Source organism: Sorangium sp. So ce119, from assembly GCF_051524405.1.
Classification (GTDB): Bacteria; Myxococcota_A; Polyangia; order Polyangiales; family Polyangiaceae; genus Sorangium; species Sorangium cellulosum_G.
Map to the genome: position 1 here is coordinate 1220547 of NZ_CP150310.1, position 23101 is coordinate 1243647.

The following is a 23101-nucleotide window of genomic DNA, read 5'->3' on the forward strand; positions in this document are numbered from 1 at the left end:
CGCCGGCGATGCGCTGCTAGTTGCGTCTCTTGAAATCGAAGGGGTAGGTCAGCACCGTCTCCTTGCCGCCCGGCGAGCGCGCCCACGTGATCGACTTCGCGAGCTCCTCCATGCAGGACTCGATCTGCGGCGCGGTCACGTCGCTCTTGTCGCGCACGATGGTGGCCTCCTCGAAGGTCCCGTCGGGCTTCAGCTTGAGCTGCCATGTGATCCTGCCCTGCGCGCCCGGGTGCTTGCGCGCGTAGAGGTCGAAGCAGCAGCGGAAGCCGTCGCGCCGCGCCTTGATCGCGTCGACGAGCGGCTGCAGACGATCGCTCGAGCCCGCGTCGGCGGAGGTCATGGCGTTGTTCATCACGACCCCGCCGTCCGGCGGCTCGTTCGTGATCTCGGAGGCGATCGCCTTGCAGTCCTCGACCGTCTCCGGCGTCTTCCCGCGGCCCGCGGGTTTGTCCGCGTGGGCCGGCGCGGGAGCGCCCGGGCTGGCGGCGCCCGGATCGGCGACGGCCGGATCGGCGGCGGCCGGCTGCGACGCGGGTGGGGGCGAAGCGCCGGGCGGCGCGCTCTCCGGCGGCGAGGGGGGGGCGGTGCCGCTCGAGCAGGCCACGAACAGGGTCGCGGCGACGAGGACTCCGGTGAACACGGCGCTGGCAGTGGCGCAGGGACGCATGGCGCGCATACTAAACGGTTCGGCAGAGCGGAGGCGAGGTGCCTCGTGTTTTTCTCTCCCTCGCGCCGACGATCCGAGCTCTCCTCACGGCTGTCGTGAAGATCCCGCTGCTTTTCATGGCCGGAGCCGCCCTCGCCGCCCTCGCGCCGGCAGGCTGCGATCCCATCGCCGAGCCGCTGCTTTGCGGGGAGATCCCCGACGGAGGGTGCCCGCTCGGCCGGGGGGGGACATGCGACGATGACGTGTGTCGCGCTCTGTACGATTGTCGCGAGGGGGCGTGGACGATGGCCGCGCGCTGCGACCGGCCCGGCGAGCCCGAACCGGACGCGGACGCGGGCGCGGGCTCGCCGGGCGACGGCTGCGAGGTCGTGACGCTCGATCGCAGCGGCGAGGCGTCGGGCTGCGCGCCCGCGCTTCAGGAGCCGGACTGCCCGGCCGACGCCGCCGAGACGTGCGCGGAGGCAGCGTGCCGGACCGGCTGCGGCGACTTCTTCCTCTGCACCGAGGAGGGGTGGAGTGCGGTCGCGTACTGCGACGAGCAGGGGCGAATCACCGTGACGCCGTGAGCGCCTCCCTGTCGACGTCGGCCTCCGACGGCTCCGGGCGGCGCCGCGGCGCGCCTGGCGAGGGGGGCGTCAGCCGGTCTTGAGGAAGGGGCTCCACTCGTCGAACGAGTGCGGCAGCCCGAGCAGGATCTGCATGGTCGCCGACCACCGCGGCGGCACCGGCTGGCGGATGAGCCGCATGCTGGCCTCGTCGGGCGTGCGCCAGCCCTTGCGGAGGTTGCACGTGCGGCAGGCGGTCACGAGGTTCTCCCAGGAGTCCTCGCCGCCGCGCGACCGGGGGAGCACGTGGTCGATGTTGAGGTCGCGGACAGGCGGGCGGCGCGCGCAGTACTGACACTGGTGCGCGTCGCGGAGCATCACGTTCTTCCGCGTGAGTCGGATCGTCGGTCGCCGCATGCGATCGTAGCGGCGGAGGTGCAGGACGCGCGGGACGCGGAGCGAGCCGCCGACCACAGGGAGGCCGTCGTCCTTGTCCCGCACCGGCAAGCTCCGCCAGGCCGAGAAATCGTGGAGCTCGCCGGCCTCGTCGATGGCGAGGGCCGCGCCGCCGAAGAGCAGCAGGAAGGCGCGGCGCGCCGTCGTGATCTGAACAGGCTGGAAGAAGCGGTTCACCACGAGGACGGGGAGGTCGAGCGGCTCGGCCTTGCGGTCGCGGCGGAACCCAGAAAACTCGTCGCCGAGATCGAGCTCCTCATGAGGAGAGCCCCCCGGGACTGTGGCTACCCCGTCCGGCACGCCCGGGAGTGTAGCAACGAAAGCTCCCGTGAACATCCGGCGCTTGGCGGCAGAAATCCTGCTGTGCTGTGTGTGGGCGCGGCGTGGGGACCGCGCGGGGCGCGCCCGTTGCGCCCCTAGGGGCTCGCCGCAAACGCGGGGCCCTTCGCGCGACCGGCGCGCCTCCGCGGCGCGCGGCCGGCGAGATGAGGCCGGCGCCCGCCGCGGGGAGGGGCGCCGTCCGACGTTGCGCGGCGAGCGCTTTCGGTCGGGCGCGGGTTTCGCTAAGACGCGTCCATGTCGAGGGACGGCTGCCCCCCCGGGGCGCGCCGTCGCGGGGGGAACCGAGCGGATGACAGAGCAGCGCGAAGGACCGGAGGCAGAGCGGACGACCGGCGCAGAGCCCCCCGCCGGGTCGCCCTGGGATGATCCGATCGAGCGCGCGCCGCTCGTGTTCCTCGATCTCGAGATGACGGGGCTCCGCCCCGAGAGCGACCGGGTCATCGAGGTCTGCGCCGAGCGGATGCGGGGGGATACGTGCGAGGACGCGATCACGTCGCTCGTGCGGCCCGAGCCGGACGTGTTCGGCAACGCGCACGTGCACGGCATCGATCCGCGGGAGCTCGTGGGCGCGCGCACGTTCCCCGAGCTCTGCGATCGCATCGAGCAGGTGATGGAGGGCGCGGTGATCGTCGCCCACGCGGCCGCATGGGACGTCGCGTTCCTCGAGGCCGAGCTCGCGCGGGCGGGCAAGGCGAGGCGCATCCCGTACTACCTCGACACGCTGGTCCTCTCGCGCCGGGCCTTCGCCCTGCCGAGCCACAGCCTCGCCTCGCTGTGCCGGGAGCTCGGCGTGCACCGCGAGCGCGCCCACCGCGCCGAGGACGACGTCCACGCGCTGCGCGCCGTGTTCCGCAAGATCGTGGAGGTCCTCGCCCCTCGGACGCCGCGCGACCTGTGGCACGTCCGGATCGGCGAGCGCCACGCCCGTCCGGCGCTGGTCGCTGCGGCGGTGCGCGCGGCCGAGCATTCCGCCACCGTGCGGATGAGGTACCGCCCGGCGCGCCGGGGGCCGGAGGAGCTCGTGGTACGGGTAACGGGGGTGCGAACGGACCTCGACCCACCCCGGGTTCTCGGCTATCTGCTCCCGTCGCGCAGCCGTCGTGAGCTACGGGCCGATCGCATCCTGGCGATCGAGCCGATCTCGCCGGGAGAGCTCGCCCCGGACGGCACGGCGCGAAGGGCCTGAGATCCACGTGCGAATCCACTCGAACCGTACCGCGCCGACGCGACGCTCCCCTCTTGCTGTTCGCCTCGGTGGCCTGCTTGCCGCGACACTCCTCGCCTCGTGCTCGACCATGATGGGCCCGGAGACCGCCCGCCCGCCGGCGGCGGAGAAGTGGCTCGCCCGCGCTCGGCAGGAGTTCCAGTCCGCCGACGTCGACAACGCGCGCGACGCGGTCGCGAAGGCGCTGACGATCGTCCCGACCGACACCGAGGCGCGGCTGCTCGCGGGGCGCATCGCGCTGGCGCGGCTCGACTACGCCGAGGCGCTGCGCCTCCTCCAGGGGGTCGCCGGCTCCGAGGCGGCCGGGCTCCGCGGGCGCGCGCTCTGGTACAAGGGCGACCTCGACGCCGCCGCGGACGAGCTCGAAGCGATGCTCGACGATCCCGATGTGGTCGACGACTGGGCGAAGTCGATCGCCAAGCTGGCGCGGCGCGGGGCGGGGCGCGCGCCGTTCACGATCTCGGGCGCGCTCCTGGCGGCGATCGAGATGCCCCACGTCAGCCCGGCGGCGCCCTTCTTCGTCGTCGAGGTCGAGATCGACGGCGAGTCGGCGCTCGCGATGGTGTCGACCGGCACGGGCGAGGTGGTCCTCGACAGCAGCACGCGCAAGGAGCCGAGCTGGGTCTCGCTCCGCTTCGGCAAGAAGCTCCAGGTCAACGACGTGCCCGCGCTCACGCAGGACCTGTCGGGCATCTCGAAGCAGATGGGCGCGCCGGTGAAGGCGCTGCTCGGGGTGAACCTGCTCCGCCACCTCAACGCGACCATCGACTACAGCGGCCGGCAGTTCGTGGTGCGCAGCTTCTCCCCCCCGGCGCCGCCCGACGCGACGCGCGTCGACCTCGCCTTCATCAAGGGCGGCGGCATGGTGCTGCGGAGCAGCGTGGGCCCCGACAAGATGCTGCAGGGGCCGATGCTCATCGACACGTCGATGACGTTCCCGATCGCGCTCGACAAGGAGGGCTGGAAGAAGGCTGGCTTCGAGGCCGACGGGCTGAAGCGGGTCGAGCAGGATCCGGAGCAGAAGCTGAAGCAGGGCGTCGTGCCGATGCTGCGGCTGGGCGCGCTGGAGATCCCGAAGGTGCCGGGCGTGTACGGGGCGCCGCTCCAGGCGGTCGAGAAGCAGCTCCAGCTCGATCTGGACGGGGTGATCGGCGCGGGGCTGCTCGCCTACTTCCGCATCACCTTCGGCGACGGCGGTCGGCTCATGTGGATCGAGGATGACGTCGCCATGAACAAGGTGCTTCGGGGCAGCGAGCCGGCGCCCGCCAACGAAGGGCAGGCGCCCGCCCCGGCGGGCGAGACCGGCTCACCGGCGCCCCAGGCGCCTCCGCCGCAGGCGCCCGCGCCCCAGACCGCGCCGTCGCCGCCGGCAGCTGCTCCGGGAGCGGCGCCGCCCGCGGGCGCGCCCCGGCGGACGCCGGATCGGTGAGCGCCATGTCCAAGGAACTGCTGGCGGTCTATGCGGGGAGCTTCGATCCGATCACGTTCGGCCACCTCGACCTGATCCAGCGGGCGTCGCAGCTGTTCGATCAGGTGATCATCGCCGTCGGCCGGCACCCGACCAAGCACCCGCTCTTCACCTACTCGGAGCGGCTGGAGCTCCTGCGCCAGACCACGAGCGAGGTGACGAACGCGCGGATCGACTCGTTCGAGGGGCTGCTCATCCAGTACTGCCAGCGGGTCGGCGCGCGCGTGATCGTCCGCGGCCTGCGCGCGGCGACCGACTTCGAGTACGAGCTGCAGATCGCCCACGCGAACGCGGACATGCTCCCCGGCGTCGATACCGTCTTCCTGCCGACGCGCACCCACTACGGCTTCGTCTCGGCATCGCTCGTGCGCGAGATCGCGAGCCACGGGGGTGACGTCAGCCACTACGCGCCAGCCGTCGTCTGCGACGCGCTCCGGGCGAAGTTCGCCGCCGCGAGACCCTGAGAGGCGGCCGTCGTCTCAGTAGGTCCCGAACGGGGTCGGCATCAGCAGCAGCACGAAGAAGAGCAGCGTCACCACGGCGATCGCCTTGCGCGCCGGCGACAGCTCGCCGGGCTCTGTCGGGGGGTGCTCCCGGCCGCCCACGCGCAGCATCGCGTAGACGACGCCGAACCACGTGAGCCACGGCATCCCGTTCGCGACCGCGGCGCGGAGCGCGTCGGGCAATCCCTCGGCGATGAAGTGCCGCGTGAAGTAGGCGACGTTGCCGAGGAAGAGCGCGAGCATCAGGTAGTGCGCGGCGCGGCTGTAGCGGTCCTGCCTCCTGCCGAACAGCGCGTACGCGACGTGCCCCCCGTCGAGCTGGCCGACCGGGAACAGGTTGAGCGCCGTGATCAGCAGCCCGGCCCAGCCGGCCATCGCCGTGGGGCCGAGGAAGACGTCGTGGCCCTCCGGGATCGCGCCGACCGCGAGCCACCTCAGCAGGAGATAGAGCAGGCTCCGCCCCTCCTGCAGCGCGGGGCCCGACGTCGCGTGCACCTCGGAGTGCGTCAGGCCCACGAAGAGGACCGGGAGCGCGACCGCGAGGCCGGCCAGCGGCCCGGAGGCGCCGATGTCGAGCAGCGCGTTGCGCGACTTGATCGTGCCCTTCATCGAGATCACCGCGCCCATCGTGCCGAGCGGGCTCACGACAGGGAGCGGGATGAAGTAGGGGAGCGACGCCTCGACCCCGTGCGCGCGCGCCGCGAAGTAGTGCCCGAACTCGTGCGCCAGCAGGATCGCCAGGAACGGCACGGCGAACGGCCACGTCTGCGGCAGCGCCTTCACGAGGGAGAGCACGCTGTCGTCCTCTGGCGTGATCGGAGCCCAGAGGGTGCCGGCGACGAACACCGAGACGACCGTCAGGCAGAAGAGCGCGAGGTTCTTCTTCCAGCGGAGCGGAGCCGGCCGCGACACGGGCCTGGCGCTCGGCCCCGCGGAGCTCGTCGCCGCGGGAGCGAGCTCTACATCGAGGTCGAGCGTGCTCGGGGAGGAGAATCGACGATCGTCGGTCATGCGTCGCTAAGCGTGGCCGTCTCCTCGCCACCGCTCAAGCGATATACCTGCGCTCGTTCCGGTCGCCCGCCGCTCGTCGCGCCGCCGGAGCGCGCCGCGCGCAGACGCCGGCGGCACGCCGATCGGTCCTGCTCCGCGGCCCACGACGGCGCACGGGCGGCCTGGCCAGACCGTGTGCGGGCATGGATGACTTTGCGCGTCATCCCGTTCACCGCGACCGTGGAGGAGCCAGGCGATCCGACCGGAGTCGACGCGGCGGCTGGGCTCATCCTCGCGAGACATCGCGCGCCGCGTTCGTCTGGCAGTGCGGCCGCAAACCTTTCGGTCGTGCGCCCGCGTCACGACGGCCGGCGCTCTCTTCATCGGCGCTGCTGCGCGCCTTTGCCCTTCGGCGGGCGCGACTGCGCTACGATCGATCCATGCCTCCTGCTCGCGTCGCCGCCGAAGCGCTCGTGGGCAAAGTCCTCTGCAACAGGTACCGCGTCGTGCAGCTCCTGGGCAGCGGCGGGGTCGGGCACGTCTACCTCGCGGAGCGCATCGGCAGGACGCACGACGCCGCGCCCGCGCGCGTCGCGATCAAGGTCCTGCGGGCAGAGCTCCGCGACGACCCGCTGCTCGTCGCGCGGTTCGAGCGGGAGGCCGCCGCGGCCTCGCGCGTCCGGCACCCCAACGTCCTCTGCGTCGAGGCGCTCGATCGCGGGGGCGATACGCCGTGCTTCGCGATGGAGTTGCTCGTGGGCCTCGATCTCGCCGATACGCTGACCTTCGCCCGCTCGCTCGTCCCCGCGCGCGCGGTCCGGGTCGCCGCCGATCTCGCGGCGGGCCTCGAGGCTGCGCACCGCGCCGGCGTGATCCATCGTGACGTGAAGCCCGAGAACGTGTTCCTCGTGCACGCGGCCGACGGGCGCGAGATCGTCAAGCTGCTCGACTTCGGGCTCTCGTTCATCCAGGACCAGGGCGCCGACGCCTCGCTGCTCTCCCGCGTCGTCGGGACGCCCGAGTACATGGCGCCCGAGCTGGCGCACGGCGCTCCGGCGGCGCCCACCGCCGACGTCTACTCCCTGGGCATCGTGCTCTACGAGATGCTCGCGGGCCGTGTTCCGTTCCAGGGTCCGTACCCTGCGATCGCGGCGAAGCACGGGCGCGAGCCGCCGCCGCCGCTGCACCGGTTGCACCCGGGGCTCCTCATGTCGCGCGAGCTCGACGCGGTCGTGCGCAAGGCGCTGGTGAAGGATCCACGGGGCAGGTTCCCGTCGATGGCGGAGCTGCGGCAGGCGCTGCTCGCGACGCCGGAGGCGGGCGCCGGGGCGCCGTTCGCTGCCCAGCCGGACGCCGCCGCGCCGCCGACCTCCGGGATCGGGCACTGGGGCACCAAGCCGTGAAGCCCGCTCGCTCCGGAGGCTTCCGTCGACCTCCGTGCGCCTCGGCTTTGCTCTCGCGGCGAAGCCCTGCTAGACGGCCGTTACCATCTCTTGTTCCGGGCGACAGCCGGATCCGCTCGTCAGGCCGCTCCAGGCCGAGGGGAGCGAGCCGGCACGGTTCGGGGGTCCGCGGGCGCGGGCCTCATCAGCGCGGGTCGGTTCTCCAGGGGAAACTGGAATCCCAGAATCGCGCGCCAGTCGTCCTCCACTCCCTCCAGGCTCAGCCTGGCCGCTTTTTCGGTTCTGATTATGGGTCGCGCGACCCCATCTCCTGACAACGGCACAGCGGCGTTCCAAGACGCCGAACTCCCGATTTACGAGAGCCGCAGCGCCCCCGGGCTACGCGCTCCGCCCGAGGGCGAGCTCATGCCGACGGACCCTGGCGCCCTCGACGAGGATCCGTTCCGGATCGAGCTCGTCGCTGAGGACATCCCTACCCCGCGTCGCTACCAGGTGGTCTTCGACGAGGCGCGGATCGATCCGGACGTCCAGAAAGTCGTTCGACGCCTCGTCCGCCACGGCTTCCAGGCCTATCTGGTCGGCGGCTGCGTACGAGATCTGCTGCTCGACCGGCGCCCGAAGGACTTCGACGTCGCCACGAGCGCCCGGCCGGAGGAGGTCCGCGAGCTCTTCCGCAACTCGCGCATCATCGGTCGGCGGTTTCGCCTGGTGCACGTCCTCTTCCAGGGCGGGAAGGTCATCGAGGTGGCGACCTTCCGCCGCAACCCGAAGGAGGACTCCGACGACGGGAGCGAGCTGCTCATCCGGAGCGACAACGCGTTCGGCGTCGCGCACGAGGACGCCCTCCGCCGCGACTTCCGGATCAACGCGCTCTTCTACGACGTGGAGGCGCGGCAGATCCTCGACTGGGTCGGCGGCATGGATGACGTGCGCCGCCAGGTGGTCCACACGATCGGCGACCCGGAGACGCGCTTCCGCGAGGATCCGATCCGCATCCTGCGCGCGCTCAAATTCGCGGGCCGACTGGGCCTCGCGATCACCCCCGACGTCTACGACGCGGTCGTGTACTGCCGCGACGCGCTCGCCCTCGCGGCGCGCCCGCGCCTCTCCGAGGAGATCCTGCGCCTCCTGCGCGGCGGCCAGGCGCGCCGCACCATCTACCTCGCGTGGGAGACCGGCGTGCTCGACGTGCTCTTGCCGGAGGTCTCGGCGTTGCTCTACGACGATCGAGGCGACGACGGCCCGGGCCAGCGCCTCTGGCGCGTGCTCGACTACGTCGACCGGCGCACCGCCGCGGACCGGCCGCTCGACGACACGGTCCTCTGGACGCTCCTGCTCCTCGAGCCGATGAAGGAGGCCTGCGACGGCGTCCGCGATCGCGCTGCGGCCGTGGCCGACTTCCTCGAGCCGCTCATCGACCGGCTGGCCATCTCCCGTCGCTACGCCGACGGCATGCGGCGCATCGTCGCCGTCCTGCCGAGGTTGGCCGGCGGCCGCGCCGGCCGCTTCGCGCGGACGGACATCTTCCAGCCCGCCCTCGACGTGCTCGCGGCCGAGCTGACCGCCCGCGGCGAGTCCACCGAGGCGATCGACCGGCTACGCTCGAGCCCGCAGCCGCGGCGCCACCACGCCGACGCCCCGCAGTACCGGCGCTGACCGGTGATGGACGGTGGCGACGATGCATGACGGCGGATGACCGCCAACCACGGCGATCGACCGGCCGGCGTGGAACATCGCCGGGGTTTCTGGTTTCATAAAGAACCCTGATGTCCCCTCCGGCCGCGCGCCTGCTCCCCGCTCCTCCGCCCGATGTCTCCGCGTCCGGGCGCCGGCGGGGCGGCTGGGCGCGCAGCGCGCTCGTGTTCGCGCTCGCGTGCGCCGTATCGCCGCTCGCCGACGCGCAGGGGTCGCTCCTGCACGAGTTCATCGCGCCCGATCCCGCGGAGGACGTGTCGCTCGCCACGACGACGCTCGACGGAGGGCTCCCGGCGGCGATCCAGACGCCGAGCGGCCTGGCCACCGCGCCGGATCCGCAGCGACCGCCGTCGCCCCAGCAGCAGGTCTACAGCAACGTCGGATCCGACGCGGGACCCGAGGCGTCGTACGAGCCGGATCGAGACACCCGCCGACCGAACGTCGAGCGCTACGACGATCCGTTCTCCCCCGCGACCGCGCCGTTCAAGCGGCTCCAGGCCTACGACGCGGTGAGGGCGGACTACTCGCTCGTCGTCCGCGATCGGGGCCTGAAGACGGTGAAGGCGGACGCGACGGTCGCGGCCGGGGACGAGGCGTTCTACGGGGACATCGCGGTCGACCTCGTGCCGAATGAGCCGGTCCGGATCCCGACGGTCGGCCCGGATACGCGGCTCGTGCGGATGCACGTGAACCCCGATACCCCGGTCGTCGTGCTGCGCGACGGGGCCGACAACTGGTTCGCGCGCGGCACGAAGAGCGCGCGCGTCCGGCTCGTCGTGCAGCTCGCGATCGCCCGCGCGACGTTCGGCAGCGAGTTCGCCGACGTCGACTGGGCCAAGCTCGAGCGCTACCGCGCGCCGCAGGAGGCGTCGCACGAGGCGGCGTTCCGGCAGGTCGCGCAGGCGATCGGCATCTCGACCGCGATGCGGCCGCGCGACGTCGTGCAGAAGATGGTCGAGTACTTCCGGTCGTTCGCCCCGTCGGACGACCCGCCCAAGGGGCACGGCGACATCTACCTCGATCTCGCGCTCTCACGGAAGGGCGTCTGCCGTCATCGCGCCTTCGCGTTCCTCGTCACGGCCCTGCACATCGGGCTCCCCTCGCGGATGGTCGTCAACGAGGCGCACGCCTGGGTCGAGGTCTTCGACGGCTCGCTCTGGCACCGCGTCGATCTCGGGGGAGCCGCCCTCAACATGGACCAGGAGGTCGATCCGAGCCGCCCGCCCTATGTGCCGCCGCCGGATCCCTACAGCTGGCCGGAGCAGCGCGACTCGGGCCAGGACCTCGCGGACAGGACACGCGCCGACCAGGCGCAGCAGGGGCCCGCGGGCCCGGCCGGCAGCGGCAGCAGCCCGGCCGCGCCGCCGCCGTCAGCGCCGCCGGCGCCGACCCCCACGAGCGATCCGAACGAGCGCGCGGCCGAGCGCACCGACGTGGTCGTGACGGCGCTGGACAAGGACATCCGCCGCGGCTTCCCGCTCCGCCTCCAGGGGCAGATCAGCAGCAATGGCGCGCCGTGCGCCCACGTCCGCGTCGACGTGATCCTGACGGGGAGCTCGGCGCCGCAGGGCGTGACGGTCGGCTCGCTGTCAACGGACGATCGGGGCCGCTACGACGACGCCGTCATCGTTCCGCGCGACGTCGCGCTCGGCGAGTACGACCTCGTGGTGGCGACGCCCGGCGACGCCCGCTGCAAGGCGGGCCGCACGGGTACGGCCGCTCCGTGAGCGACGCGCCGAGCCGCCCTCCGGAGCCCCCGCGCGTGGCCGTCGGCGCCGTCGTGCTCGAGCGCCGCGCGGACGCGTCCGGCGCGCCCGGCGTGGTCCTCATCCGGCGCGCGCGCCCTCCGCTCGAGGGCTCCTGGTCGCTCCCCGGCGGCCGCGTCGAGCCCGGCGAGCGGCTCGCCGACGCCCTCGCCCGCGAGATCCGCGAGGAGACGGGCCTCGAGATCCGCGTCGGCCCGCTCGTGGACGTCGTGGAGATCGTGGCGACTCCTTATCATTACGTGATCCTCGATTACCTCTGCGAGTCGACCGGAGGCGTCCTCTCTCCAGGCGACGACGCCTCCGAGGTGGCCCTCGTGCCTGCCGCCGAGCTGCCGGCCTATGGCCTCACCGACGTCGCGCTCCGCGTGATCCACCGGGCCCTGGCGATGGCAGCCGCGGGCTGAGACAGCGCGACTCGGGAAGAGCGCGACCAGGCGCAGCCCGCGCGGACGCGGGATGTGGCGCCGAGAGAGCGACTCTCCATGTCGAGCCTCGAGCGCCGAGCAGCAATGACGTTATTTTACTGCTCTGTCGCCACGACATGCGCCTGCGACAGCCGGGGTACACGGCATCGGTGTGACCGCGGCCGGTGAAATGTGATGAGGGCGGTTACTTCTACGATAACGGCGGTTCGGCGGAGCGAACACGCGCGGGGCAAGCGACACCGACACGCGCGACCGACACGCGCTGGTCAGTTTGTATACATGCGGTGTGATGCATTGTGTGGATTGCTTATCTTCTGCAGACGGCGTAAACCGGTCTGTCTATGAGCTCAACGCGAAGAGCGAGAAAGGAGGAACAGAAAGAGGAGCGTCGGAGGTTCATCATCGACGCAGCCTGGCGGCTGTTCCAGGAGACCCCGTATCCCGAGGTCACCATGGCGCAGGTCGCCGAGCGTACCAGGCTCGCAAAAGGTACGCTCTACCTGTATTTCACGACCAAAGAAGAGCTGTTCCTCGCCGTCGTTGATCAAGAGCTCGCGAAATGGTTTGATGATGTGAATATCCATCTCGCGCATCTCGGCGACTCCCAGGGGGTCGCGGGCGCGCCGCACGCTCGGCCCTCGCGGGGGCGCCGCGGCGGCTCCTCGGCGTCCGGAGAGGACGCGGCCGCCAGCATCGCCTCGATCATGTCGACGACCCTCGTCGCGCGCGGCGCGATGACGCGGCTGCTCTCCATCCTGCACAGCGTCCTCGAGCAGAACGTCAGCTACGAGGCCGCCCTACGCTTCAAGCTCTCCCTGCTCGCGCATGTCGAGCGCACCGGGGCGCTGCTCGAGCGATGCCTGCCGTCGCTCGCCCCCGGGCAGGGCGGTCCGCTCCTCATCCGCATGTACGCCCTGCTCATCGGGATGCGCCAGGTCTGCGATCCCAGCGACGTGATTCGCGACATCCGCAGCCGGCCGGAGATGAGCCTCTTCCGGATCGACTTCGGCGAGGAGATCCGGGCCTCGTTCGCGATCCTCCTCAGCGGAGCGATCGCGCCGCCGCCCCCCGTGTCCGAGCGGCTCGGCGCCCCGGTCCTCCGCGAGGTGACCTCCGTGGAGCCGCGCAGCTCGGAGGGGTGAGAAGGGCGTCATCACCACGGATCCCGCGCCGACATCGGCGGCAGGCCATCCGCGAAGGGCTGGTTGAGGATGCGGGCGATCACGGACTTCCACGTGGTCGCGTCGTTGTCGAAGTCCTCGTGCCGCCGCGCCTCGGAGCCGTGGGGAGGAGGCCTCGTGTTGGGCCCCTTGATCCACTCCGCCCTCGGGAACACGGTGTGCCGCTCCTCCCTGTCCTCCGTGAGGAGCGCGAGGACGTCGGCGTTCTCCGGATCGAGGAGCCCCGCCTCCATGCCGAGCAGCGAGACGCCGCTCGTCCCGGGCACCCGCGGGCGCCGCTCGAGCGCGTTCGAGACCAGGTAGAGGAGCGACCTTCCGTACACCTCGCAGTGGTCCTGGAGCTCCGCCTCGTCCGTGAGCGTGAACAGGGCGAAGCGGCGGACCATGCCGCTCTTGATCGAGGGCATGTACGTGTCGCGGAACGCGTCGATGGCGCTCGCCGGCGCGAGCAGCGAGAGCGACTCGATGGGGAGCCCGAGCCCGAGCTGGCCTCGCATCGGGCCCCCCTCGATCCGCTTGCCCTTCTCCGAGGTGGCGAGCTGCACCAGCGGCGCGAGCAGGAACGTGCCGCTGGAGTGGGCGACCAGGTGGAGCTCGATCCTCGGATCCCTGTCCATCAGCGACGCGAGGCGGCCGATCATCTCGCGGAGCCCGCCGTGATCGGCGTCCATCGTCGCGTCGCCCGCGGCGAGCTTCATGCGATCCCACTCGGCCTTGCCGCCCATGCGGCGGACGAGCGGCTCCAGGGCGTCGTCGCGCCGGTCGATCATGAAGCCGAACGCCCGGGGATCGTAGCCGTCGTGGCGTCGGCCTTCCGTGGCGCGGTGGAGGATCTCGAGCAGGCGCGGGTAGTGGTCGGTCTCCCAGAGGAGCTCGAGGGGGTAGATCTCGTGCCCGAGCAGCTTCGGCCGGAGCCGCGACATCCGGTTGATCGCGTCGATCTGCCGGCGCAGCCCGCCGCCCGCGATGAGCACGAGGCGGCGGCGCCTCCAGCTCTCGGTCGCGCTCATGAAGTCTTCTTCCATGATGATGCGGACGTCCTCCGAGGACGTGCCGTAGGCGCCGCGCTGCTGGAGCTGCCCGTGCATGTCGACGCTGATGAGGTGCGGCCGCAGGCTCGCGAACGTCCGGCTCGCCGACGTGAGCGGGCGCAGCGATCGCGGCTGGCTCAGGCGGATGGGGACGCCGAGGCGACCGACCCACGCGTCGAAGCCGTACTGGAGCCAGTCGTCGTAACAGAGCCGCCCGAAGCCGCTCTTGCCCCAGCCGAGTCCCCAGGAGTTCTGGAGCCAGAAGCCCTCCGCGTCATACCCGACGATCGCGAAGGCATGGCCTCCCCAGGGGGCGATGAAGGGGTTCGTCTTGTCGACCGCCGGGATGATGCCGTTCTTCTGGGTGCCGTAGTACCAGCCGCTGAACGGGATGAGCGCCGAGGCCGCGACGACCCCGACCTCCGCGAGGGCGTTGTGCATCGCCGGGAGGTCCTTGTGGTTCACGCGCTGATACAGGCCGAGCGGGCGTAGCATCGCGTCGGACGCGCGCTCCGGCGTGAGCGTCCCGTGCAGATCGTTCGGGTCCCACGGCCAGTGCTCGTAGGCGCAGATACCGTGTTTGTGCCAGCCCTTCATGGCGCCCCTCAGGCTGGAGCCCCGCGCGTCGTCCTCGCCCGGGTACTCGTCGTAACGGCGCGCCATCGTGTACACCATGTTCTGGCTCACGAGCCCGTAGTCCGGGGACACCTTGCGCTTGCGCAGGAGATAGTGGGCCACGGTGGCGACCGTGAAGCCGGTGCACCCGTTGTTCCTGCCCTGATCGAGCACGGGCACGCCGTGGTCCATGAAGCGCTCGGGCGGCATGACCGGAGGCACCTCCACCATCGTGGGGCGATAGAGGGTGTCCCGAAAATCGAGGACGTCGGCGCGAGCGTCGGTCGTGATGTCTCCGTAACGCTCGGAGAAACGCTCGGAATCGATCATGGTTTTTCCGTCTCGTGAAGTCGCCGAGTGTCGCACGGCCTTCGCTCATGGCAAAGTCGGCGGCGCCTGCGCTGCGGACGAGGCTGCTCGTGGTAGCGTCGCGCGAGGCGGCGCCGTTCGCGCCGGCCGGAGGTGGGATGAGCGAACACGGAGGCGCAGCGGGAGGGGGCGAGGGCGCGAAGGGCGACGTCGAGGCGTCGCTCGAGGCCGAGGTGCTGCGGCGGATCGCGGAGTTCCGACGCCGGCTCGGAGGCGAGCTCGGCGCGCTGTTCGACGAGCTCGCCGCGCGCCTCAGGCTCTTCGAGGGCGAGCCGGGCGAGGGGTACTTCTCGCACCCCATGGCGCTCCCGGTGCTCGAGCTGCCGCTCTGGGTCGCGACGGGGTTCGGCGCGCCAGCGCCGGGAGCTGGACCGCGAGGGCTTCCGCCGCTCGCCGTCGATCTCGCCGAGGCGGCGGCGGTCGGGTACCTGCACGTCCGGATCGAGGACGATCTGCTCGACGAAGGGGTCGGCGAGCCCGGCGCCGCGGTGCTCCTGTCCGGGGCGCTGTTCGCCCGACATCAGGCGCTGCTCGCTCGCTCGCTCCCCGGCGGGAGCGCCTTCTGGGATCTCTTCGAGGAGGTGTGGTTCGGGTACGGCGAGGCGATGCTCCTCGAACGGCGGCTGCACCGGGGCGGCGGCGCGCGCGACGCCGACACCTTCCGCCGGGTGCTCGCCCGCTCTCGCCCGCTCGTGCTCCCGGCGGCCGCGGCGCTGTTCGCGCTGTCGCGGCCCGAGCGCCTCGCCTCCCTCGAGACGTTCGTCTCCGCGCTCGCCGCGGCGCACCAGCTCTTCGCGGATCTGCTGCACGCCGAGAAGGATCGCGCGATCGGGAACGCGACGTACGTGCTCTCCCGGCTCGGCGCGCAGGTCGAGCCGAGCGGCGATGGGCCGCCGCGGCCGGGCGGGGCCGCGCGAGCTGACGACGAACCCCGGCGCACTACGGACGGGCGCGGCGCGACGGCGCTGCGCGTGGCGCTGTTCGCGCGCGGCGGCTTCGACGCCATCCTGGAGGAGGCGCGTTGTGAGCTCGCTCGCGCCGAGGATGCCGCCGGGGCGCTCGAGCTACCGGAGGCCGTGCGTTTCTGCAAGGAGCGCGCGCGGTACATGGCCGAGATCCAGCGGCGGGTATTCCTCGCGTTTTTCAGCGCGCTCGCCGGCGAGCCGGTCGCGAGCGTCGGCGCGCCGCGCTGAGCCGAGGCGGTGGGACGCGAACCCGCGCGCCGTCGCAGCGACCTGATCAACGCGCGAGGATGCGCCTGCTTCCACTTGCTAGCCGTTTGGAGGTCTCCTAGCCTCCGGAGCGAGAAAGCGAGGAGTCGTGACAGCGAAGAAAACAGAGGCAGAGCTCATCGGTCGTGCCGTTGTGGATTCGAGCTTCCGTCAGCAGCTCCTCGCGAGCCCTGAGCGCACCATCGAGGCGGAGGGGTACGAGGTCGCACCGGAGACGCTCCAGCGCATCCGGGACGCCGCGACCTCGACGCCCGAAGCGGTCGATGCGGCCATCGCGACCGCGGCGCGCGAGGGTGGAGTCGGTATGTGACGCTGGCCGCCGACGCAGGGGCGACCGCCGCCTGGCCCTGGCTCGACCCCGCCGACAAGGGGGTGTGCGAGCGCTCCTGGTCAGCGTTGCTGCGCGCGGGAGCCCTCTGGCGCGGCGACGCGGCGTGGGGAGCGCTCGCGATCGAGCGCGGCGTGGGCGCACCGTCGGGGCGCAGCATCCCCTGGGCTGGCTGGGCCCTGCGGATCTGCGGGCGTGTGTCGTCGCCCGTGGCGGCGGGTGATGCGGCCGTCGCCGTCGCGCTCGTGGCTGCCGGCGGCGTCGACGGCGCGCCCGACGCGCTCGCGCGCGGCGCGCTCGCCGGGCGCCTGCTGGCGCAGCACGTGGAGGAGGCGCGCGTCCACCGCTGGCTCCTCGGTCTGGCCGAGCTCGCGGAAGCGTCGTGGGAGCACAACCCGGTGGTGGCCGCGGGCGCCGCGGTCGCGCGCAGCGACGCGGGCGGCGCGCGCGAGGCAGTCGCCCTGTGGACGGCGGCTGCGCTCCTGGCAGGCGACGATCCCGCGCCCGCCCGCCGCTTCGGAGAGGCGGTGACAGCGCCGCTCTGGCTGCTCGACGGGCTCGTGCGCCTCTGGCTCGACCCGGCGGTGCCGGACCTCGCGGCGCCGACGCTCACGCCGCTCCTCGCGCTCTGGCTCCGCGACCCGGAGCTCGCCCCGCCGCTGCTCCGCGCCCTCGCGGGCGAGCGCGCGTCCCCGGTGCGCCGGCGCGAGATCCGCGGCCTGCTCGCGGGTCGCCCCTACCGGGCCGCCCTCGCCGCGCGGGCGCGGGGCGCGCTCGCGTCGGCGCGCGAGCTCGCGGCCAGCGCTCCTCGCGCGCGCCCGAGCGAGCGTGCCCTCGCCGAGGCGCAGCGCGAGTTCGTCGACGCGCTCGGAGAGCGCCTCCGCTTCTTCGAAGGGCTGATGTCCTTCCGCGACGTCATCGGCGCCGGCGCGGCGCTCGGGCCGCCGCGCGCGCAGGGCGACCTCGCGCCGGACGACGACGCGGACCTGCGGGCGGCGGTCGCGTTCCTCCTGGAAGCGGCGCCGTGGCAAGAGTCCTGGGAAGTGCAGCGCTTCGGCGTGCTCGGATCGCGCGAGCAGCCCGTGGGGCACTGGTTCGTGCGGGCGACGATCCTGATGGCGCTGATCGAGATCGGGGAGGCCGGGCGCGACGTCCGCGCCGACGCCGCGGCGCTGCTCGACGAGATCCCGGCCGGCGAGCTCCGCTACTTCGGCGACTTCCGCGAGCTCCCGCCGGACGCGGACGACCTCGCGATCCTCCTCCAGCTCATCGCGGCGACGGGCGCCGCCCGGGAGCGGGCGGAGACGTGGATCGAGGTCATGCTGGCCAACGTGGGCGACGATGGCGTCGTCCCGACCTGGTTCTACCGCGGGCCCGCGGGGCCGACCACGCCGGGCGCGGCGTGGGCCGGCGACGACTGCTCGGCGGTGCGGCTGAACCTGCTCGCGGGGCTGCTCTCGTTCGACGCGACGCGGTTCGCGTGGCTCATCGACGCGAACGCGCGGCGCGTGCTCGACGCCGCCTCGCCGGACGGCATCCAGGGCGCCTGCTTCTATGACGACTCGTACACGGACCTCGCGTTCCTCCGCTTCGCGCGCCTCTACCGGCAGCACCAGGAGAGGGCAGCGGACGCGCCGCGCACGGCCGAGATCGCCGCGGTCGAGGCCGCGGTCCTGTCGCGCATGCTCGGCTCGCAGCGGCTCGACGGCGGCTTCGGGACGCCGCTCTGCACGGCTGCGTGCCTCGAGGGGGCCGCGATGACCGCGGCGCCGGACCCGCTGCTGATCGAGCGGGGGCTGCGCAACCTCGGCGAGCGCCAGCTCGTGGACGGCTCCTGGCCGGCCGAGCCGCTCTACCGGACGCCGATGAAGCACGGCCGCGAGGGGCACCACCAGGGCAGGGCGCTGACGACCGCGCTCTGCGCGCGCGGGTTCGCTGCGGCCCGGTCTCGGCTGCGGCGCGGAGGGGAGCGGCGCGCATGAGCATCGAGAAATCGCCCGAGATCGTGCGGATCATCCAGGCGCAGGAGATGCGCGGCGAGCAGATCGTGAACCACGTCCGGTTCGTGTTCGCGCTGCTCAGCGTCTACACGTTCACGCACGTGTGGACGGTCAACACGCCGGCCGCGAACCAGGTCTTCGCGATCCAGATCGGCGGCTACCTCGCCTACTCGCTCCTGCTCTACGCGTTCTTCCGCCTGCGCCCCGACGTCTACGTGAGCTGGCTCAAGTACGTGAGCATCTTCGTCGACCTCGCGCTCCTGACGCTCACGGCGCTGGCGACGGCGCGGAACCACTCCGGGATGATCGAGTACTTCTCGAGCTACCTGGCGACGGTCTACGTGCTCTGGAACCTGATGTCGGGCTTCCGCTACAGCCTCGCGGCGTGCCTGTACTCGGCGGGGCTGTCGGCCCTCTTCAACGCGGTCGTGCTCGCGGCCACGGTCTGGACGGGCGCGATCCCGATCAGCGCGGTGTCCGTCTACGGCCAGAACGCCATCAACATCGCGGACCAGTGCCAGCAGATCCTCTTCATCGCGCTCCCGGGCGTCGTCGCCGGCATCATCGCCCGCATCTCGCGCAACCTGCTCCTCCGCGCCGAGGTGGAGTCCCTGGCCCGCGTCCGGCTCGAGCGCGAGAAGCAGGAGCTCGGCAGGTACCTCTCGAAGGACCTCGTCGACTTCGTCCTCTCCGATCCGGGGCGGCTCAAGCTGGGCGGGACGCGCCGGCACGTGTCGGTGATGTTCACCGACATCCGCAACTTCACCCCGCTCACCGAGTCGGTCGAGCCGGAGGTCGTGGTCTCGTTCCTGAACGAGTACTTCACGGAGATGGTCGAGATCGTGTTCCGCTACGGGGGCACGCTCGACAAGTACATCGGCGACGGCCTGATGGCGGTGTTCGGCGCGCCGCTGTCGGTCGAGGACGCGCCGAAGCGCGCCGTGGTCGCGGCCATCGAGATGGTGCAGGCCCTCGAGCGCATGAACCAGCGGCAGATCCTCGGCTGCGGGGAGATCAAGATGGGCGTCGGGATCGCGACCGGCACCGTCATCTCAGGCAACATCGGATCGCTCCAGCGCATGGAGTACACCTGCATCGGGGATACGGTGAACACGGCCTCGCGCCTCGAGCAGTTCAACAAGGAGCTCGGCTCCAAGATCATCATCTGCCAGGCGACGTACGCGACGCTCGACGACTGCATCCCGGCGCAGCCGACCGGCGCCCTGAGCATCCGCGGCAAGAGCCGCCAGGTCCACCCCTACATCGTGGACCACCAGGAGATCTCGCCGCAGCGCATCGAGGAGCTCCGGCGAGAGTTCCTCCGGGCGCCCCGCCCCATGGAGTCGATACCGCCGCGGGCCGAGGCCGCGCGCGCGCCGGCCGCGTGGCGCAGCACGGATCGCGAAGGCGCTCAGTAGCCCGGGGAGGTCCCTGGCCGGCGGCGCGTCACGAGGGGGTCGCGCGGAAGCGCCGCACCCGCGCCGAGCCGGGGCCGCCGTCCTGGGTCGACAGGCCGAGCGCCGTGCGCGCGGGCGCGTGGAGGCGCTGGAGGACGCGATCGAGCAGGCGGAGCGCGCCGTCGCTCATCTTCACGCCGCGCGGCGAGCGGTAGCCGAACGCGACGCCGTCCACGACCTTGTAGGCGTTCTCCGTGGGCGAGGCGGGGCGCATCTCGACGACCAGCGCGCCGTCGCGCGTCTTCATGATGACGACGATCTCGCCCGGGCGCGCCGAGGCCTCGACGAAGGTCCACCCGCCGGAGGTCGCCTCCTTGATCCCGAGCTCGAGCACGCGCTGCAGGTCCTGCCCCGCCGGCGCGAGCGTCGTCGCGCCCTCCACCCGGATCTCCCCGCCCGGCGGGACCACGCCGCTCCCGAGCGGCATCGCCGGCCGCCGCATCTCGCGCGGCCCGGGGAACGACCACATGTCCGGCGTGATCTCCCCGCCCTCGCGGTACGCCATCTCGATCAGGCGGCTGCGCTCGCGGGACAGCGCGTCCTCGGACCAGCCGAGGCAGGAGCGCATCATCAAGTTGAACGGGTCGAAGCGGAGCTCGAACGACGCGGGCGCGCGGGTCATGAGGTCGTCCGGGAGGACGAGGCTGTGCAGGATGCGGACCTTGCACGGGAGCTCGCGCGCGCGCTCGAGCGTGCGCCGGAACGTGACGGGACCGTCGCCCGGGAGGCCGAGGAGGATGTCCACCTCGATGTCCGTGAACGTCGAGAGCTCCTCGATCACCTTCGCGAACTTCGACTCGCGGAAGGGGCGCTGCGTGCCGTCGCCGGTGTCCTTGGTGAGCGGCGGCAGCCGCGCGCCGAGCGACACGCGCGCGACGCCGCGGAGGAACTCGAGGTGCTCGTCGTGCGCGTGCTCCGGATCGATCGACGCCATCAGCGCCGCCTGCTTGAAGAAGCCGACCTTCTTCTCCGCGGCCACGAGGTTCCGGAACGCCTCCGCGTTCAGGTTGAGCGGGGCGTCCACGATCTGGACGCCCGGGGCGCCCGCGGCGAGCAGCGCGCTCAGCTCCTCGACGAGGTAGGCCTCCGAGAAGACGCCGGCGCCGGCGTCGCCCGTCGAGACGCCGCAGGTCAGGCAGCTCATGACGCCGCCGCGGCTGAGCTCGAGCGGGACGATGCGATCGGTCGGGAGCAGCTTCATCCGGATCGGCGACGGGAGCTCGTCGGGCGCCACGTACGGCGCTTCGCCCGTCGAGACCCAGCCGTCGGCGGTGGGGACGTGCAGCCCCGGCAAGGCGCGCAGCGCCTCGGGGGAGCGATCGCTCAGGCGGACGATGTTCCGGAACGTGAGCTCGTTGCCGTGCACGAGGGCGTCGATGCTGGCGGCGGCGTCGCGCCAGGGCGCGAGCGCGAACAGCGCTGGGCGCGCGAGGGGGCCGCAGAGGACGATCGTGCGCCCTGGCCGGTTGCGCTGCAGGTGGCGCGCGACCTCGATGAACGTGGGAAAGGACCAGACGTGCGCGGCGAGGCCGACCACATCGGCGTCCACGGTCTCGACCTCGGCGACCCACGCGTCGAGATCCCTCGTCTGCGCTTCGATCACGTGGATCGGTACGCCGGCGAGCTCCGGATCGGTGAGCAATGAGGCTTCGACACGACGGATTCCATGGCTGAACGGCGCTCCCCCTCCGTCCGGCATGGTTGGCTCCATCGCGAGCAGCGCGACGCGGCGTTCGCCAGGCATCCATGGGAGTCTACCAGGGTGTCTCCCCTGTCGGGGAGTCCGTTCGCGCTCTCTATTTGCTCGCGCTTCCGGTCCGCCCTCCTTGCATCCGGAGCGCGATCGGGCTTTCATACTGCCAGGGGCGGAGCGGGGAAATGGGACGTGCCGGACCGGCGGAAGCGGCGGTCTGCCCTGCTGCGCGCTTCGTCGGCGATCGTCGACGTGGCGCGCCGCGGCGAGCGCTCCGGCGCGCGCGCGGATCGGTTCGCCCGGTGATCGTCACGCCGGGCGCATGATGAGAAACCCCGCGCTGTGCGGGTCGCTGGCGGGGCGCGTCGCATCGACGTCGCTCCTCCCCGGCATGGGAGAGAGCGGCGCGCCGTCCTGGGAACGGCGCTGCTGCCCAGGAGAGGCGAGGGGAGCCATGCCTGGCAAGCACGTGATCCTGGTTGCAGAGGACGACGTTGACACTGCGGCGATGCTGGAGGAGCTCCTGACGCTGGAAGGGTACGAGGTCGAGATGACCGCGACCGCGCGCGCGGCGCTGGACGCGCTCGCGGACCGGCGCTTCCATGCGGTCCTGCTCGACCTGACCATGCCGGGCATGACCACGGACCGGTTCGTCGCCGAGCTCGCGCAGCTCGGTACGCCCTCTCCGCTCATGATCTTCTCGGCCCGCCTGCCGCATGAGATCCAGGTGATGGCCGAGCGGCTGAATGCGGCCGCGCTCATCCCGAAGCCGGTGGACATCGATGTGCTGCTGAGCACCCTCGCGAGGGTGGTGCTCGCCGCCACGGGAGAGGGGCGTTGACGCTGCCCGCTCGACCCGCGCCGGCGGCGCCCGGAGCGCCCTTCCGGCGGGCGCTGCGCTGCTGCGCCTCAGCGCGACGGTGGTACGATCACAGGGCGTGACGTGGTGAGCGCGGCCGCGCCGCGCCATGCTCACCCTGGCTGGCCGCAGATCAAAGAGAGCGGCTTCGCTGGAGCGCTCCCCTGCTGTAACATCGGGCTTGCTGCCGACGATCGACCACCGCGATGCGTACGCCCGAACTCCTCCTGCGACCGCCGTCCGGCCCGAACGTCTCCGCCCCCCGCGCGGATCTGGGGCGTCGGCGGCGCGCTGTCATCGACGAACGAGCGGGCCCCGCTCCGACGCGCCTTCGCGGCGCCCATCACCGCAGAGAGACCTCCATGCGCCTCCTTCCTCGCAGAACGAGCTCGATCAAGCGCCCCCCGAGCAGGGATTCAGGGCTTTCCCTGTTTCGCCGTGACGTCAGGCTTTCGCATAGTGGTTGATGCACCGTGCCTGCCACTCCCTTGAAGAGGATCCTCGTTGTCGATGATGATCCGGATATTCGAGAGACCCTCGCCGAGCTCCTGCAGGAGGAGGGGTACGCCGTCTCCTCGGCCGCCCACGGCGGCGAGGCGCTCAGCGCGCTCCGAACGGATCCGAGGCCTGATCTCATCCTGCTTGACCTCATGATGCCCATCATGGATGGCTGGCAGTTCAGGGCGGAGCAGAAGAAAGACCCGGAGCTCGCCTCGATCCCGGTGGTGATCATCTCGGCGACAGGGCGCGACGAGTTCGTGTCCTCGCTCGGCGCGGCGCAGTTCCTGAAGAAGCCGATCAACCTCGATCAGCTCCTCGCCGCGGTCGAACAGCACTGCCGGTGACGAGGC

Annotated in this window: 20 protein-coding genes; 15 read left to right on the forward strand and 5 right to left on the reverse strand. The window is 72.0% G+C overall.

Annotated features, from left to right (window positions below; all coding sequences use genetic code 11):
* Positions 1–16: 16 nt before the first annotated feature.
* Entirely contained in the window at positions 17–667 is a 651-nt protein-coding gene (locus WME76_RS04875; protein ID WP_437959030.1) for an AgmX/PglI C-terminal domain-containing protein, read from the reverse strand.
* A gap of 116 nt (positions 668–783) precedes the next feature.
* On the opposite strand from WME76_RS04875, the gene WME76_RS04880 reads away from it, so the two are divergent.
* A complete protein-coding gene (locus WME76_RS04880) occupies positions 784–1233 on the forward strand; it encodes a hypothetical protein (protein WP_437959031.1) in 450 nt (149 codons plus the stop codon).
* Positions 1234–1302: 69 nt separating this feature from the next.
* Here the strand turns inward: WME76_RS04880 and WME76_RS04885 are convergent, their stop codons facing one another.
* Complete coding sequence (locus tag WME76_RS04885) at positions 1303–1968, reverse strand: HNH endonuclease (protein ID WP_437959032.1); 666 nt, start codon at positions 1966–1968, stop codon at positions 1303–1305.
* 331 nt (positions 1969–2299) lie between these two features.
* Between WME76_RS04885 and WME76_RS04890 the strand changes: the two genes are divergently transcribed.
* From WME76_RS04890 to coaD, 3 genes are all read left to right on the forward strand, one after another.
* Entirely contained in the window at positions 2300–3196 is an 897-nt protein-coding gene (locus tag WME76_RS04890) for a 3'-5' exonuclease (RefSeq protein WP_437959033.1), read from the forward strand.
* A 109-nt stretch (positions 3197–3305) separates the two neighbouring features.
* Entirely contained in the window at positions 3306–4664 is a 1359-nt protein-coding gene (locus WME76_RS04895) for a tetratricopeptide repeat protein (protein ID WP_437959034.1), read from the forward strand.
* Between the two features lie 5 nt (positions 4665–4669).
* Positions 4670–5167 (forward strand): pantetheine-phosphate adenylyltransferase, encoded by a 498-nt coding sequence (gene coaD / locus WME76_RS04900; RefSeq protein WP_437959035.1) that lies wholly within the window; start codon positions 4670–4672, stop codon positions 5165–5167.
* 15 nt (positions 5168–5182) lie between these two features.
* Here the strand turns inward: coaD and WME76_RS04905 are convergent, their stop codons facing one another.
* Entirely contained in the window at positions 5183–6217 is a 1035-nt protein-coding gene (locus tag WME76_RS04905; RefSeq protein ID WP_437959036.1) for a site-2 protease family protein, read from the reverse strand.
* 419 nt (positions 6218–6636) lie between these two features.
* Here WME76_RS04905 and WME76_RS04910 point away from each other — a divergent pair, with 419 nt between their 5' ends.
* The 5 genes from WME76_RS04910 (at position 6637) to WME76_RS04930 (ending at position 12627) form a co-directional block, all read left to right on the forward strand.
* Entirely contained in the window at positions 6637–7599 is a 963-nt protein-coding gene (locus WME76_RS04910; protein ID WP_437959037.1) for a serine/threonine-protein kinase, read from the forward strand.
* A gap of 405 nt (positions 7600–8004) precedes the next feature.
* Positions 8005–9255 (forward strand): polynucleotide adenylyltransferase PcnB, encoded by a 1251-nt coding sequence (gene pcnB, locus WME76_RS04915; RefSeq protein ID WP_437959038.1) that lies wholly within the window; start codon positions 8005–8007, stop codon positions 9253–9255.
* Between the two features lie 110 nt (positions 9256–9365).
* Positions 9366–11021 carry a transglutaminase-like domain-containing protein gene (locus tag WME76_RS04920; RefSeq protein ID WP_437959039.1) on the forward strand — a complete coding sequence of 552 codons (1656 nt, stop codon included), beginning with the start codon at positions 9366–9368 and terminating at the stop codon, positions 11019–11021.
* The gene (locus tag WME76_RS04925) at positions 11018–11464 is read left to right on the forward strand and encodes an NUDIX hydrolase (RefSeq protein ID WP_437959040.1); all 447 of its coding nucleotides are present in this window, start codon (positions 11018–11020) and stop codon (positions 11462–11464) included. Before WME76_RS04920 ends, WME76_RS04925 begins: the two co-directional genes overlap by 4 nt.
* Before the next feature lie 725 nt (positions 11465–12189).
* Positions 12190–12627, forward strand: a complete 438-nt coding sequence (locus WME76_RS04930) for a hypothetical protein (RefSeq protein WP_437962075.1) — start codon at positions 12190–12192, stop codon at positions 12625–12627.
* Between the two features lie 11 nt (positions 12628–12638).
* On the opposite strand, the gene WME76_RS04935 is transcribed toward WME76_RS04930, so the two are convergent.
* Positions 12639–14642, reverse strand: coding sequence for a C1 family peptidase (locus WME76_RS04935; protein WP_437959041.1), 2004 nt, complete (start codon positions 14640–14642; stop codon positions 12639–12641).
* A gap of 137 nt (positions 14643–14779) precedes the next feature.
* On the opposite strand from WME76_RS04935, the gene WME76_RS04940 reads away from it, so the two are divergent.
* The 4 genes from WME76_RS04940 to WME76_RS04955 all read left to right on the forward strand — a co-directional run bounded on the left by WME76_RS04940 (position 14780) and on the right by WME76_RS04955 (position 19659).
* Positions 14780–15874 (forward strand): geranylgeranyl pyrophosphate synthase, encoded by a 1095-nt coding sequence (locus tag WME76_RS04940; protein ID WP_437959042.1) that lies wholly within the window; start codon positions 14780–14782, stop codon positions 15872–15874.
* A 127-nt stretch (positions 15875–16001) separates the two neighbouring features.
* Positions 16002–16223 (forward strand): Franean1_4349 family RiPP, encoded by a 222-nt coding sequence (locus tag WME76_RS04945; RefSeq protein WP_437289716.1) that lies wholly within the window; start codon positions 16002–16004, stop codon positions 16221–16223.
* On the forward strand, positions 16220–18223 hold the full coding sequence (locus WME76_RS04950) for a hypothetical protein (RefSeq protein WP_437959043.1): 2004 nt from the start codon (positions 16220–16222) through the stop codon (positions 18221–18223). Before WME76_RS04945 ends, WME76_RS04950 begins: the two co-directional genes overlap by 4 nt.
* Positions 18220–19659 carry an adenylate/guanylate cyclase domain-containing protein gene (locus tag WME76_RS04955; protein ID WP_437959044.1) on the forward strand — a complete coding sequence of 480 codons (1440 nt, stop codon included), beginning with the start codon at positions 18220–18222 and terminating at the stop codon, positions 19657–19659. The genes WME76_RS04950 and WME76_RS04955 overlap by 4 nt, the downstream gene beginning before the upstream one ends.
* A gap of 28 nt (positions 19660–19687) precedes the next feature.
* Here the strand turns inward: WME76_RS04955 and WME76_RS04960 are convergent, their stop codons facing one another.
* A complete protein-coding gene (locus WME76_RS04960) occupies positions 19688–21442 on the reverse strand; it encodes a B12-binding domain-containing radical SAM protein (RefSeq protein WP_437959045.1) in 1755 nt (584 codons plus the stop codon).
* Positions 21443–21845: 403 nt separating this feature from the next.
* Between WME76_RS04960 and WME76_RS04965 the strand changes: the two genes are divergently transcribed.
* Both WME76_RS04965 and WME76_RS04970 read left to right on the forward strand, forming a co-directional pair.
* Positions 21846–22232: a response regulator gene (locus tag WME76_RS04965; protein ID WP_437959046.1), complete on the forward strand. Its 387-nt coding sequence runs from the start codon at positions 21846–21848 to the stop codon at positions 22230–22232.
* 491 nt (positions 22233–22723) lie between these two features.
* Entirely contained in the window at positions 22724–23095 is a 372-nt protein-coding gene (locus tag WME76_RS04970) for a response regulator (RefSeq protein WP_437959047.1), read from the forward strand.
* Positions 23096–23101: the final 6 nt, after the last annotated feature.

Bases quoted from the DNA above. Each gene is read 5' to 3' on its own strand.
- WME76_RS04960 (WP_437959045.1), bottom strand. From the start codon at position 21,442: ATGCCTGGCGAACGCCGCGTCGCGCTGCTCGCGATGGAGCCAACCATG.
- WME76_RS04920 (WP_437959039.1), top strand. From the start codon at position 9,366: ATGTCCCCTCCGGCCGCGCGCCTGCTCCCCGCTCCTCCGCCCGATGTC.
- WME76_RS04935 (WP_437959041.1), bottom strand. From the start codon at position 14,642: ATGATCGATTCCGAGCGTTTCTCCGAGCGTTACGGAGACATCACGACC.
- WME76_RS04955 (WP_437959044.1), top strand. From the start codon at position 18,220: ATGAGCATCGAGAAATCGCCCGAGATCGTGCGGATCATCCAGGCGCAG.
- WME76_RS04930 (WP_437962075.1), top strand. From the start codon at position 12,190: ATGTCGACGACCCTCGTCGCGCGCGGCGCGATGACGCGGCTGCTCTCC.
- WME76_RS04965 (WP_437959046.1), top strand. From the start codon at position 21,846: ATGCCTGGCAAGCACGTGATCCTGGTTGCAGAGGACGACGTTGACACT.
- WME76_RS04940 (WP_437959042.1), top strand. From the start codon at position 14,780: ATGAGCGAACACGGAGGCGCAGCGGGAGGGGGCGAGGGCGCGAAGGGC.
- WME76_RS04905 (WP_437959036.1), bottom strand. From the start codon at position 6,217: ATGACCGACGATCGTCGATTCTCCTCCCCGAGCACGCTCGACCTCGAT.
- WME76_RS04890 (WP_437959033.1), top strand. From the start codon at position 2,300: ATGACAGAGCAGCGCGAAGGACCGGAGGCAGAGCGGACGACCGGCGCA.
- coaD (WP_437959035.1), top strand. From the start codon at position 4,670: ATGTCCAAGGAACTGCTGGCGGTCTATGCGGGGAGCTTCGATCCGATC.
- WME76_RS04895 (WP_437959034.1), top strand. From the start codon at position 3,306: ATGATGGGCCCGGAGACCGCCCGCCCGCCGGCGGCGGAGAAGTGGCTC.
- pcnB (WP_437959038.1), top strand. From the start codon at position 8,005: ATGCCGACGGACCCTGGCGCCCTCGACGAGGATCCGTTCCGGATCGAG.
- WME76_RS04880 (WP_437959031.1), top strand. From the start codon at position 784: ATGGCCGGAGCCGCCCTCGCCGCCCTCGCGCCGGCAGGCTGCGATCCC.
- WME76_RS04875 (WP_437959030.1), bottom strand. From the start codon at position 667: ATGCGTCCCTGCGCCACTGCCAGCGCCGTGTTCACCGGAGTCCTCGTC.
- WME76_RS04910 (WP_437959037.1), top strand. From the start codon at position 6,637: ATGCCTCCTGCTCGCGTCGCCGCCGAAGCGCTCGTGGGCAAAGTCCTC.